Annotated in this window: 13 protein-coding genes; 5 read left to right on the top strand and 8 right to left on the bottom strand. The window is 56.3% G+C overall.

The features are described 5' to 3' along the window. Positions 1-58: 58 nt before the first annotated feature. Positions 59-1594 carry a SpoVR family protein gene (locus ACP39K_RS02575; RefSeq protein ID WP_016927460.1) on the bottom strand — a complete coding sequence of 512 codons (1536 nt, stop codon included), beginning with the start codon at positions 1592-1594 and terminating at the stop codon, positions 59-61. A gap of 297 nt (positions 1595-1891) precedes the next feature. On the opposite strand from ACP39K_RS02575, the gene zinT reads away from it, so the two are divergent. Then, positions 1892-2542 (top strand): metal-binding protein ZinT, encoded by a 651-nt coding sequence (gene zinT, locus ACP39K_RS02570; RefSeq protein ID WP_016927461.1) that lies wholly within the window; start codon positions 1892-1894, stop codon positions 2540-2542. 46 nt (positions 2543-2588) lie between these two features. Here zinT and ACP39K_RS02565 read toward each other — a convergent pair whose 3' ends face one another. Further along, positions 2589-2906, bottom strand: a complete 318-nt coding sequence (locus ACP39K_RS02565) for an antibiotic biosynthesis monooxygenase family protein (RefSeq protein ID WP_016927462.1) — start codon at positions 2904-2906, stop codon at positions 2589-2591. A 539-nt stretch (positions 2907-3445) separates the two neighbouring features. Between ACP39K_RS02565 and ACP39K_RS02560 the strand changes: the two genes are divergently transcribed. Both ACP39K_RS02560 and dadX read left to right on the top strand, forming a co-directional pair. Continuing rightward, complete coding sequence (locus ACP39K_RS02560; protein WP_028127472.1) at positions 3446-4750, top strand: D-amino acid dehydrogenase; 1305 nt, start codon at positions 3446-3448, stop codon at positions 4748-4750. Positions 4751-4826: 76 nt separating this feature from the next. Next, entirely contained in the window at positions 4827-5900 is a 1074-nt protein-coding gene (dadX, locus tag ACP39K_RS02555) for a catabolic alanine racemase DadX (protein ID WP_497008275.1), read from the top strand. A gap of 8 nt (positions 5901-5908) precedes the next feature. Here dadX and ACP39K_RS02550 read toward each other — a convergent pair whose 3' ends face one another. The 3 genes from ACP39K_RS02550 to ACP39K_RS02540 form a co-directional block, all read right to left on the bottom strand. Beyond that, positions 5909-7102 (bottom strand): multidrug effflux MFS transporter, encoded by a 1194-nt coding sequence (locus ACP39K_RS02550; protein ID WP_016927465.1) that lies wholly within the window; start codon positions 7100-7102, stop codon positions 5909-5911. A 77-nt stretch (positions 7103-7179) separates the two neighbouring features. After that, a complete protein-coding gene (locus ACP39K_RS02545; RefSeq protein ID WP_004932251.1) occupies positions 7180-7740 on the bottom strand; it encodes a 3'-5' exonuclease in 561 nt (186 codons plus the stop codon). Between the two features lie 305 nt (positions 7741-8045). Further along, entirely contained in the window at positions 8046-8528 is a 483-nt protein-coding gene (locus ACP39K_RS02540; protein WP_033640110.1) for a hypothetical protein, read from the bottom strand. A gap of 225 nt (positions 8529-8753) precedes the next feature. On the opposite strand from ACP39K_RS02540, the gene ACP39K_RS02535 reads away from it, so the two are divergent. After that, the gene (locus tag ACP39K_RS02535) at positions 8754-9047 is read left to right on the top strand and encodes a hypothetical protein (RefSeq protein ID WP_016927468.1); all 294 of its coding nucleotides are present in this window, start codon (positions 8754-8756) and stop codon (positions 9045-9047) included. Positions 9048-9312: 265 nt separating this feature from the next. Here ACP39K_RS02535 and ACP39K_RS02530 read toward each other — a convergent pair whose 3' ends face one another. Then, on the bottom strand, positions 9313-9489 hold the full coding sequence (locus ACP39K_RS02530; protein ID WP_015378105.1) for a GhoT/OrtT family toxin: 177 nt from the start codon (positions 9487-9489) through the stop codon (positions 9313-9315). Between the two features lie 828 nt (positions 9490-10317). On the opposite strand from ACP39K_RS02530, the gene ACP39K_RS02525 reads away from it, so the two are divergent. Further along, positions 10318-10710, top strand: coding sequence for an alpha/beta fold hydrolase (locus tag ACP39K_RS02525; protein ID WP_497008274.1), 393 nt, complete (start codon positions 10318-10320; stop codon positions 10708-10710). 91 nt (positions 10711-10801) lie between these two features. On the opposite strand, the gene ACP39K_RS02520 is transcribed toward ACP39K_RS02525, so the two are convergent. Together ACP39K_RS02520 and ACP39K_RS02515 are read right to left on the bottom strand one after the other, a co-directional pair. After that, positions 10802-11032, bottom strand: coding sequence for a biofilm development regulator YmgB/AriR family protein (locus ACP39K_RS02520; RefSeq protein WP_004932237.1), 231 nt, complete (start codon positions 11030-11032; stop codon positions 10802-10804). Between the two features lie 337 nt (positions 11033-11369). After that, the gene (locus ACP39K_RS02515) at positions 11370-12638 is read right to left on the bottom strand and encodes a YeaH/YhbH family protein (RefSeq protein ID WP_016927471.1); all 1269 of its coding nucleotides are present in this window, start codon (positions 12636-12638) and stop codon (positions 11370-11372) included. Between the last annotated feature and the right edge of the window lie 68 nt (positions 12639-12706).

Raw genomic sequence — 12706 nt, 5'->3', positions numbered from 1 at the left:
TCGCGAGTCAATGAAAAAGAAAGGGCGCCATTTTGGCGCCCTTTGTCGTTATGGCGGATTACAGCGGCGTTGGTCGCGGCGGGCAGCGATCGAGCAGCTCCACGCTGCCGTCTTCGTTTTGCTGTTCTAGGATCACGTCGAAGCCCCACAGGCGATGCAGGTGCTTCAACACGTCGCGACGGCTTTTATCCAACGGTGCACGCTCCTGTGGAATATAACGCAATGTTAGCGAACGGTCGCCGCGCAGGTCCACGTTCCAGATCTGAATGTTCGGCTCGTGATTGCTCAGGTTGTATTGTGCAGACAGCTCCTGACGGATCGCCCGGTAGCCGGCCTCGTTGTGGATCGCGGCAATCTCCAGATAGTTGTTGCGATCGTCGTCCAGCACGGTGAACAACCGGAAATCACGCATCACTTTGGGTGACAGGAACTGGCTGATAAAGCTCTCGTCCTTGAAGTCGCGCATGGCGAAGTGCAATGTCTCCAGCCAGTCTTTTCCGGCGATGTCCGGGAACCAGTAGCGGTCTTCTTCGGTCGGCGATTGGCAGATGCGCTTGATGTCCTGGAACATGGCGAAGCCCAGCGCATAAGGGTTGATGCCGTTATAGTACGGGCTGTTGTACGGCGGCTGATACACCACGTTGGTGTGGCTGTGCAAAAACTCCAGCATAAACCGCTCGGTCACTCGGCCCTCGTCGTACAGATGGTTGAGGATGGTGTAATGCCAGAAGGTGGCCCAACCCTCGTTCATCACCTGAGTCTGCTTTTGCGGGTAGAAATACTGGCTGACTTTGCGCACGATGCGCAACACCTCACGCTGCCAGGGTTCCAGCAGCGGTGCATTCTTTTCGATAAAATAGAGGATATTTTCCTGCGGTTCGCTCGGATACCGGCGCGCCTGCTCCGGCGACTCTTCACGTTCGACGCGCGGCAAGGTCTTCCATAACGTATTCACCTGGCTTTGCAGATACTCTTCGCGGCTTTTCTGGCGCGCTTTCTCTTCCACCAGGGAGATTTTCTGCGGGCGCTTGTACCTGTCGACTCCATAGTTCATCAGCGCGTGGCAGGAGTCCAGTAGTCGCTCCACTTCATCGACGCCGTAGCGCTCTTCGCATTGGCTGATGTAGTGGCGGGCGAACAGCAGATAATCGACGATGGAGCTGGCGTCGGTCCAGCTGCGGAACAGATAGTTATTCTTGAAGAACGAGTTGTGGCCATAGCAGGCGTGCGCCATCACCAGCGCCTGCATGGTGATGGTGTTTTCCTCCATCAGGTAGGCGATGCAGGGATTGGAGTTGATGACGATTTCATACGCCAGCCCTTGCTGGCCCTGTTTGTAGCGCTGTTCGGTTTCGATGAACTTCTTGCCGAAGGACCAATGGGTATAGTTGATCGGCATGCCGACGCTCGAATAGGCGTCCATCATCTGCTCGGAGGTGATCACCTCGATCTGATGGGGGTAGGTGTCGAGTCGGTAATGCTTGGCGACGCGGTCGATCTGCTCCAAATACACCTGCAGCAGTTCGAACGTCCAGTCCGGTCCATCGCTCAGACGTTTATCATCCTTAACCTTTTCATGTGTTGAAGTAGTCATCAGCGCACCCTCATTATTCACGGGTCTTGCTCAAACGGCAGACCCTGTAACAAGCATAGTTCAAGTCATAATTAACCATTGCAAATCAGTGAAATAAAAATGCCGGTACGCAAAGGAGCGAACGGCGGTCGATCCGGCGCCCGTCCCGGCAGAAGGCGGCGCGGCACCGCACTCCCTCTTCGAGTATAACCCTGCGGCAGGGGGGCGCAACACAATGCCTGTTGCACGACAAGGATTGAAAATTGTTATGTTATATTGTAACTTTTAATTTTCATGGTAACGGACAAGGAGCGCATTTTGGCGAGGCATTTTGGCAAACTGGCGGTGGCGCTGGCCGCGTTGTTTATCAGCGGGCAGGCGTGCGCACACGGGCATCATTCACACGGCAAGCCGCTGACGGAGGTGGAAAAAAAGGCGGAGGCGGGTGTATTCGACGATAAGGACGTCAAAGATCGCAACCTGGCGGATTGGGAGGGGGTGTGGCAATCCGTGTATCCCTATCTGCTCAATGGGGATCTTGACCCGGTGTTCAAGAAGAAAGCGGCACAGGACAAGCGCAAGACCTTCGCCGAAGTGAAGGCGTATTACCGCAAAGGGTACGCCACCGATGTAGATACCATCGGCATTGAAAATGGCGTCATGGAATTTCACCGCGGTGACCAATCCAGCGCCTGTCAGTATAAGTACGCCGGGCATAAGATCCTGACGTATGTTTCCGGTAAAAAGGGCGTGCGTTATCTGTTTGAATGCCAGGATGCCGGCAGCCTGGCGCCGAAATTCGTGCAGTTCAGCGATCACATTATCGGCCCGCGCAAATCGGCGCATTTCCATATCTTTATGGGCAACACGTCGCAGGAAGCGTTGCTGAAAGAGATGGATAACTGGCCGACTTACTACCCATTCCAACTGCAAACCAAAGAAGTCGTGGATGAGATGCTGCATCATTGATGCCGCTCGCTCCCGCAACCACAAGCCCGCCTGTGTGGGCTTGTGCTCAGTCAAACGGTCTGATTTGCAGGTAATCGTCCGTCACTTCCATTTCAAATAGCGTTTTATCTGCCAACAAGGTCGCACGCATTCGTTCCCGGGCTTGCCGGTAGCGTTCATCCAATTGAATATCACCGGCGCTTTCCCATGCGACTCGGCTTGGCCATTGCGCATAGCCGATAAACTGCCCGCCCATATCCCGATGCAGGCGCGAGCCGAGGCTGCCGCGCTGCAGATAGATGCCTTGGGTCAACGCTAGCCAAGCCTGGCGAAAGGCGTGTTCGTGTCCGGGTTTGACTGAAAACTGGTAAATGGCGATGAACATAAGGCGTTCTCCACAATAGCGACAGTGTGAACTTTAGGCGCTGCTTCTGGCTTTAACGTTCATATCGTGCTGCAGCGTTCAACATAAGCGGGCGGGCTAAGGGCTCGGGTGTTTTATTCCAGTAGTGAAAGCAAGGTTAACGGCAGCTGAAATTTTGCGCGATTTTTCTGCTGCGGAGGGAGGAGGCTCTCTTTGTTTGTTATGTTGGTATTTTTTATTTTATTGGATTTTTATTCTGCTTAATTGTTGGCTGGTATTTTTATATTCTGTTAAATCAATGTTACTTATCACGCCTTTTTTGAGTGCTATCATTGATAGCGTTGATATCAATTCAGTGGCGGTATGACGCTATAATCCCCTCTAAACCGCATCTTATCGCTATTTGCAGACGGCTATTGCAAATGCATGGCTCATCGACGATAAATTAATTGTGAATATTGTCACGTTTGATGACGAAGTTGTTGGACGGATTTTTTCACTGAGTTAATTTCCTGTAAGCAGAAGATTATGCTTTGTGAAGCCTTGAGCTGGAGTCAGCGATGCGAGTGGTAATTTTAGGTAGTGGAGTGGTGGGCGTAGCCAGTGCCTGGTATTTGGCGAAGGCGGGGCATGAGGTGACGGTGATCGATCGTCAGCCAGGCCCCGCACTGGAAACCAGCGCGGCGAACGCCGGGCAGATTTCACCGGGCTATGCCGCACCTTGGGCGGCGCCGGGCGTGCCGCTGAAGGCCATCAAGTGGATGTTCCAGCGCCATGCGCCGTTGGCCATCCGCCTCGACGGCAGCAGCTTCCAACTGAGCTGGATGTGGCAGATGTTGAAGAACTGCAACACCGAACACTACATGACCAACAAAGGCCGCATGGTGCGTCTGGCGGAATACAGCCGCGATTGTATCAAGGCGCTGCGTCAGGAAACCGGCATCCAGTACGAAGGTCGCCAGGGCGGCACGCTGCAGCTGTTCCGCACTCAACAACAGTTCGAAAACGCCGCGAAAGACATTGCGGTATTGGAAGATGCCGGCGTGCCTTACAGATTGCTGGAAGCCGGCCAACTCGGCAGCGTCGAGCCGGCGCTGGCGCAGGTGGCGCACAAGCTGACCGGCGGCCTGCAGTTGCCGAATGACGAAACCGGCGATTGCCAGCTGTTTACGCAACAGTTGGCGAAGATGGCAGAGCAGGCGGGCGTCACCTTCCTGTTCAACCGCAGCGTCGATCGTCTGCTGGTGGAGGGCGACAAGATCGCCGGCGTGCAGTGCGGCGAGGAAGTGTTCAAGGCCGACAGCTATGTGGTGGCGTTCGGCTCGTACTCCACGGCGCTGCTGCGCGGCCTGGTGTCCATTCCGGTTTACCCGCTGAAGGGCTATTCGTTGACCATTCCTATCACCGACGAAGCGGCGGCGCCGTTCTCTACGGTATTGGATGAGACGTATAAAATCGCCATCACACGCTTCGACCAGCGCATTCGCGTTGGCGGCATGGCGGAGATCGTCGGTTTCAATACGCAGCTGGAGCAAAAACGGCGCGAAACGCTGGAAATGGTGGTGCGCGATCTCTACCCGAACGGCGGCCGAGTGGAAGAGGCGACGTTCTGGACCGGCCTGCGGCCGATGACGCCGGACGGCACGCCAATTGTCGGCCGCACCTCGCTGAAGAACCTGTATCTCAATACCGGACATGGCACGTTGGGCTGGACGATGGCCTGTGGCTCCGGGCAGTTGTTGTCCGATCTGATGTCCGGCATTACGCCGGCGATCCCTTCCGATGACCTGGCGGTGGCGCGTTACAGCGCCGGGTTTCGTCAGCAACACGCGGTTCCGCTGAACGACGTGCATCCCGCACGTTAATCGTCGACGCTGTCATAGACTTTCCCGGCCACGCGCAGGCGCGCGTGGCCGCCGTACGCTGCCCCAAGGAGAAGCGATGCCCCGTCCCATAACCGCCACGATGCATCTCGGCGCGATTGAAAATAACCTGCAGGTGGTGCGCCGTTTCGCCCCCGGCGCCAAAGTCTGGGCGGTGGTCAAGGCTAACGCCTATGGCCACGGCATCAAACACGTTTGGCGCAGCATGGCGCAAACCGACGGCTTCGCCATGCTGGATCTGGCCGAAGCGGTGCTGCTGCGCGAGTCGGGTTGGCAAGGGCCTATCCTGTTGTTGGAAGGCTTCTTCCAGCCGCAGGATCTGGCGTTGCTCGACCGTTATCGCCTGACGACGGCGGTGCACAGCGACTGGCAGCTGGCGGCGATCGCCGACGCCACGCTGAACGCGCCGCTCAATGTCTATCTGAAAGTGAACAGTGGCATGAATCGGCTGGGGTTCGCACCCGAGCGGCTGCATGAGGTGTGGCGCAGGGCGCAGGCGGTAGCCAACATTGCCGAGCTTACGCTGATGAGCCACTTCGCCACCGCCGACGGCCCTGAAGGCGTGACCCGGCAAATGGCCACCATCGAGACGGCGGCTACCGATATACCGCTGCCGCGCTGCCTGGCCAACTCGGCCGCCACGCTGTGGCACCCTTCGACCCACGGCAGCTGGGTCCGTCCTGGGATCGTTCTCTATGGCGCTTCGCCGAGCGGTTGCTGGAATGACGTTGCGGCGACGGGGCTGCAGCCGGCGATGACGCTGAGCAGTGAAATCATCGGCATTCAGCAGCTGAAGTCTGGCGATCGTGTGGGTTACGGTGGCCGTTACAGCGCCGCAGGCGCACAGCGTATCGGTGTGGTGGCCTGCGGTTACGCCGACGGCTATCCGCGTCATGCGCCGACCGGTACGCCGGTATGGGTTGACGGCGTGCTGACGCGCACCCTGGGAACGGTATCAATGGATATGCTGGCGGTGGATCTGACGCCCTGTCCGCAAGTCGAACTGGGCGCCGAAGTGGAGCTGTGGGGGAAACGTCTGCCGGTGGATGAGGTGGCCACGGCGGCAGGGACGTTAGGCTATGAGCTGCTGTCGGCGTTAGCGGCGCGAGTGCCGGTCGCCACCGAAGCCTGAGCCGGGGCTCAGGCGACTTTTCTGATCTGCCCTTTAATCTGCTTGCTGAGCCGCCGCGCGTGCAGCGCCAGCAGGCAGCCCGCCAGCATCACCAGCGCCAGCGACAGCTTGGGTTGCAGCGGCAACGCCATCGCCACCAGACCCAGCGCGGCGCCGCCCGCCATCTGCACGAAACCGACCAGCGCGGACGCGACGCCGGCCTCATTGGAGTAGGGTTCCAACGCGTAGCTGGTGGCCGGGCCCATCACGAATGCCAATCCGGCGCAGGCGCTGGCGACTGGCAGCATATACGCCAGCCAGTGCGCTTGCGCCGTCGCGGGCAGCAGCATGACGCCCAGCAGCAGACCCAGACAGCCCAGCCCCATCAAAATGCCGCCGGTCGCCAGACAAACCGGGCGGCCGACCTTGTGGATGATGCGGTTGGCGAAGAAGCTGACCAGCATGATCCAGAAACCGTTGGCGCCGAACACCAGCGAGAATTGCAGCGGTGTCAGGCCAGCGGTGCCCATCAGCACGTTCGGTGCCAGAGAAACGTAGGTCAGCGCCATGCCCATCGCCCCGGAGTTCACCACCGCAAAGGAGAGAAAACGCCGTTCGCTGAGGATGCGCGCGTATTGACGCACCGGCAACCCCTTGACCGGCACGGTGTCGGCAGGGCGAGTTTCCGGCAGGCGCAGCGCGATGAGCGCCAACACCAGCAGCGCGTAGCCGACCAGGAACCAGAAGGGAGCGCGCCAGCCGAAGGCTTCGGCGAGCAGGCCGCCGAGCAGCGGCGCCAGCGCCGGGATGATGTTCAGCGTGCCGTTAAGAAAGCCGAAAGCGCGGGCGGCGTCGTCGCCATTCAGGCGATCGCGCACGCCGCTGAAGGCGACGACGGCGGTGCAGCAAACCGCCACCCCTTGCAGCAGACGCGAAGCGATGAAAATCGTCGGGCTGGTGGCCAGCGCCGCCATCGCGGCGCCGATCATGTAGAGGATAATGCCGGCCAGCGCCACCGGTTTGCGGCCATAGTTGTCCACCAGCGGCCCGGCAATGACCTGGCCGAGGCCAAGCACCAGAATAAATAGCGATATGGTGGATTGGATCAGCGCTTCGCTGCTGCCCAGACCGACGGCAATAGCGGGAATAGTCGGCAGATAAAGATCGATGCCTAATGGGCCGAGCAGCACCAGGCTGAGAAGCATAAACAGAAACTTTTGCATAACAGGAAAGGCACGTCCGAGTGACAAAGAGGGCTAGAGTAGAGACTCTGGCGGCAAATGAAAAGGGGCAAAGCGGGTCAGCGCTGCGCCCCCTGGCGGTAATAGAGCGCCGAGACGGTATCGGCCACATAACGGGCCTGGTGGCGAGCATCATCCAGCGCCCGATGCGGCATACCTTCGAACGGGCGGGCCTTTTTCGGGTTAAAGCCGTGCAGCTCCGCCAACGTGATCACCGTGCGCACGTCCTGGGTATCCCAGAATTTCCACGGGCAGGGCATTTCCAGCTGCTGGAAGGCGTGTTCGAGGATCGCGCAGTCGAACTCTTTGCCGTTGCCCCAGACTTTCACCGTGTCGGTGCTGTTCATATGGATGAAGCGGCTAAGGCTGCTCAGCACACGCTTCAGGCTCTCGGTGCCGCCGAAGGCCTGCTTGCGCGCTTCATCGGACTGTTTCGCCCACCAGGCGACCGTGTCAAGGCTGATGGTTCGGCCCGGTTGGTCTTTCTGGCTGCTGACGGCGGCTTCGAATTCGGCGCCCAGTTCCCCGGTTCGGGGATCGAAAAACACCGCTGCAACCACCAGAATGACGGCGCTGGGTTTTATATCCAGGGTTTCAATGTCTAACATCAGATGGTGCATCGGCGTTTCCGGTGGTGGGCGTGGTGGCTTAATGTTACTACAGAACGTGTGCCGATGCGGCCGGTGCGCACATGAAATCCTTTTAAAGCGCCTCGTTCAGGTTATGATGCTCGTGATACTCTTGTCAGGTTGGTCGCTATCGGTGAGAACGCTTATCTTTATTCTGTGCATGGCCGGCTACTTGCTGTTGCTGGGCTACCTTAGCATGTTCGTCACGGACAAGATCTGTGAGAAGGCGGGTAACTACACCAAAATATGCCGTGTCGTAGACATTTCCGAACCTCATATTCCCAAATAGCCCCAGTTTATCCCAGATAGTCGGTGGTAATCAGCGGCGTCAGGATGGCCGCCAGCGCCGTGAGCGCCCCCCATTGCCGCCAGCCCAGCCGCGCCAGCCAGTCATGCCGCTGCGGCGGCGTGGCCAGTTGCCCGACGGCCACGGCGCCGGTCAGCAGCAGCGTCAGAATCAGCAGCACCAGGCAACGGCTCACCAGCGTGAACTCAACATGCAGCACATTGGCGTAATACAGGCGCATCAGAATAAAATAGCTCAGCAAGATCCAGGCGAAAACGACGTTCTTCTTGAGCACCTGCTGCAGCATCAACGCGAGAAACAGGCTGTGAAACAGCGACAACAGCGGAGCCTCGATCGGGTGCCGAACGCAGACGTTGTAGACCGCCATATAAATATTGAAAACCAGCAGGATATAGATCACATAAATGTACCAGCCGTAGATGACCTTGAGCTTTTTCGGGTTCGGCGGCAGGGAGAGTGCGTCCGGTTTCATTAATGCCTCCTGATGATGCCATGCAAACGCTGTGGTTGAAGACGGCGCGGCGACATCGTAATTTAAAATCCACAGGGTATATATCACCCGAGCGCTAAATGACAATTAAACGCGGGATCGGCTTTATTTCCGCGTTGGCCTGGAACTCTTTAGCGCCCGCGGGGTCGATTGGCGTACGAATGCCTGGCGGTTTTTGCACTATGATGATAGATATAATTTATTGATATGAAAGATTATAAAAACACTTCGGGCACAAAAATCCTGCTGCTGTTCAGCCTGGCGTTTTATACGCTGTTGCCACCGTTGCTGACAGCGGCCGTGTTCAACCGTTTCAATCTTAATCCGTTCGCGATCGTCAAATTTTTTCACTTCAACCCGTTTTTGGCCGATCGGGGCATACCCGGTTATCAGACTTTCTTCTACTTGCTGATGCTGTGGTTGGGGTTGAATGCTTTGCTCTGGCTGCTGGTGTGGGGGGCGGGGCGATTGTATCAGCGCTGGCGATCGCCGCGCGGCTGATAGTTTCCCAAAGAGGAACAGTTGCGTAGGGAAATGACTTTACATTCAATAATGAGACGTATTATCATTTGATTCGCCGGTGAGGGGAAAAGGGTTGTCTCCTTCTGTGCCCCCCGATCCGGCGCGACATTGCTCACATTGCTTCCAATTTTCATGCCAGCCTTGCGCTGGCACTTTTTTATCCCACGCCAAAAACCATGACGCCGGTGGTCAGCCTCTTTTCATTAACATGACTGTTTAAAAGCCACCGCGCGATATTGGGGCGTTAGAACAGCGAAAACAGTAACACCACCGGCAGGCTCAACGGCCAGGTTAACCCGATGGTCAGTGCGCTGATGCAGCGAATTTTGACGGTGTCCCGGCTAACCAGGTAGGTGAAAACCATAGAAACTAACAGACCAATAAAATAACAGTATTGCGTTGCAACCCACAGCGGCGACATGAAACCCGATCCCAGTTGTATTTTTACGCGCGAATTCTAGGAGCTTGGCGGGGGATAATCAATGACCAAAGGCCCTTTATTCAAACCTTTATCCATAAGTATGCATAATTTATTTCTATAAAGAACGTAGGGTTATTAACGGCTTTACGTTTATTGCCAAAAGAAATCAACAGCATAGTTACCGGTAACATTTTGCGTCAGGCAAGTCTTCCTTCTGGGGTGAACTCCGCTGAGCAGTAAAAGCGTCGGTGAAGGGGGGAAACGCGGTGGGGTTATGACTCATAAAAACTAATGATGTATTTGCGGACAGCAAGTCTAAGGTGAGGCGGCGTCGGGTTTTGACGGTACGTGACCCCTTCAGGTGCCGGTTTTAGCGCATCAGTCGCGATGCGCCGCTTGCCCGCCAGGGAGGGGGATGGTTGTCGTTACGGGGTTAATGAATGTTAAGACCGTAGACGAACAGCCACGAAAACAGCAGCGCCAGCAGGCATGCCATAAAAACGATGGAGATCATTTCCTTCACAACTTCATTCCTTTTCCCGGTGGACCAAATTTACTTCTCTTTGTTTTTGCGCGAAATTTTAGATCGGTATGGGTAAAAATCCTAGTTTTAATCCTTTTTTTTCCCGGCCTTGCGGCGTAAGCCGCTTCGATAAGCCGTGGCGGCGGTGGAAAATCGGGGGCGTTAACTCGTCGTCGCTATTGCTGAACGCCATGAGGCTGACTATATAAAATAGGGACCGCGTGGCGTCGAAGGCAGCCAGGTCCGCCCCTTAAGGGGCCGTTCATCTGCCTGCGGCGCTTTCCTATGAGATGAAGGAGTCGGCAATGAGCACAAAACCAACTATCGTGCTGGTACACGGATTCTGGGGCGGCGCCGCGCACTGGAGTAAGGTCATCATTGAGTTGTCGCGCAGGGGATATACGGCGATTCATGCGGTGGAAATGCCGTTGACGTCGCTGGCTGAGGATGCGGAACGTACGCGCAAGATGGTCGCGCAGCAAGCGGGGCCGGTATTGTTGGTCGGGCACTCTTACGGCGGTGCCGTGATCACGGAAATGGGCAACCAGCCTAACGTGGTTGGCCTGGTCTACATCGCCGCATTTGCGCCGGATGCCGGTGAAAGTGCCGGCGGTATTACGCAAGCGCATCCTCCTGCGGCAGATTATCCCTTCGCTGCCTATTACGCCGGACGAAAGCGCCGGCGTAATAGGCGCTAATTAGGGATAGGCGCTGATGTCGCTATAACAGCATCATCAACACGACGGCGGCGGCAATAATGGCGTAGAGGTCTGCCTTACGCATATCGCCTTAGCGCCCGTTAACGCCGATCATTTCTATCGCCGCGCGATGCAGCCGCTGAAAATAATCATCGGGCTGCTTTTCTATCTCCTGGATAAGGCTGGCGAGCAGGTTCTGTTTGGTTATCGGCTTGTTGGCGGTCAACACCAGCAGCACGTTTTTGCCGAGCAGGCAACATATTTGCTTATGGTATTCATCAACATCGTGCTTGTTGAGGCCATAGAGGGTGTAGTCGATCATGATGTCTAACCTGCTGACAGGTAAATGCCCGCCGCAGCGGGCTGAGAAGCCATAGAAAAATAAAATGAGGCAAATTTCGCTTAGGAAGAGACTTAAGCGATGGGGTAACGATAACTGAATGGGAATATTCCTATCAAGCCGTGCGGGGGCAGAGGCGGATGTTTAGGAATAACCTCAGAAGAACAAATAATAGAGAGGACCGTTCTGGGGAATCTGACTTATTATTGTTGTTGTCATTGTTTGAAAAATAAACATGGATTTTGCAAATATATAATGCGAAAAAGAAACAGCCGGAAAATGGCGCTTTCCGGCTGTGGTGACATTCACGCGGCGTTATTCACACGGTCTGCTTACGGAACAGTTCGCGGAATACCGGATAGATATCGTCCGGTTCGCGGATATGCTGCATGGCGAAGTTGTCGAATTTCGCCTGCAGATCCTCGTATTCGCGCCACAGCGTTTGGTGAGCGCGGCGAGTGATTTCTATGTAGCTGTAATAACGCACCATCGGCAGGATCTTTTTCGCCAACAGCTCATGACACAGCGGTGAATCGTCGGCCCAGTTGTCGCCGTCCGACGCTTGCGCGGCATAGATATTCCATTGCGCCGGGTCATAACGCTCTTCGACTACGTCATTCATTAACTTCAGCGCGCTGGAAACGATGGTGCCACCGGTCTCCTGCGAATAGAAGAACTCCTGTTCGTCCACCTCTTTCGCCTGGGTGTGATGGCGAATGTAGACCACCTCGACGTTTTTGTAGGTTCGGCTCAGGAACAAATAGAGCAGAATGTAAAAACGCTTGGCCATGTCTTTGGTTGCCTGGTCCATCGAGCCGGACACGTCCATCAGGCAGAACATCACCGCCTGGCTGGAGGGCTCCGGCCGGCGCTCATAGTTTTTGTAGCGCAGGTCGAAGGTATCGATAAACGGCACGCTTTCGATTTTCTTGCGCAGTTCGGCAATTTCCTTGCGCAGCCGCTCCTCTTCCAGCAATTGCACCGGCTCGGTATTTTCCAACTGGTTCAGCGCATCTTCCAGCTCGTGCAACGCGCGTCTTTTACCGGCGGTCATGGCGGTACGTCGCGCCAGCGAGTTCTGCAGCGAACGCACGACGCTGATGTTGGCCGGCACGCCATTGGCGGTATAGCCGGCACGATGGGTTTTGAACTCGGTCAACTGCTTGTACTGATTCTTTTTCAGATTGGGCAGGGCGAGATCCTCGAACAAAAGATCGAGGTACTCGTCTTTGGAGATTTGGAAGACGAATTCATCCTGGCCTTCACCATCCTGGCTGGCGTTGCCCTGGCCGCCGCCACCGCCTGCGCCGCCCTGAGGCCGCTCAACGCGATCGTTCTGCACGAAGTGGTCATTGCCAGGGTGAACGCGATGGCGTGTGCCGCCGCGCCCCTGATGAAACATCGGTTCGTTGATATCGTCAGTGGGGATGGAAACCGACTCCCCGCTGTCTACGTCGGTGACCGAACGCTTGTTGATGGCTTCGGCAATCGACTGTTTGATTTGCGACTTGTAACGGCGCAAGAAGCGCTGGCGGTTCACCATGCTCTTGTTTTTGCCGTTCAGCCGCCGGTCAATGAAATAGGCCATACTTCCCCCAAACGACGTTGCCAACTCTTCATGTCCCGGTCGCGACAGCGCAATGTGTTAGCCCCTCC

The sequence above is a fragment of the Serratia sp. EC4 genome (genome assembly GCF_059652115.1).
Note: the sequence above shows the minus strand (reverse complement) of the source record. Positions and strands in the feature narration are given on the sequence as shown.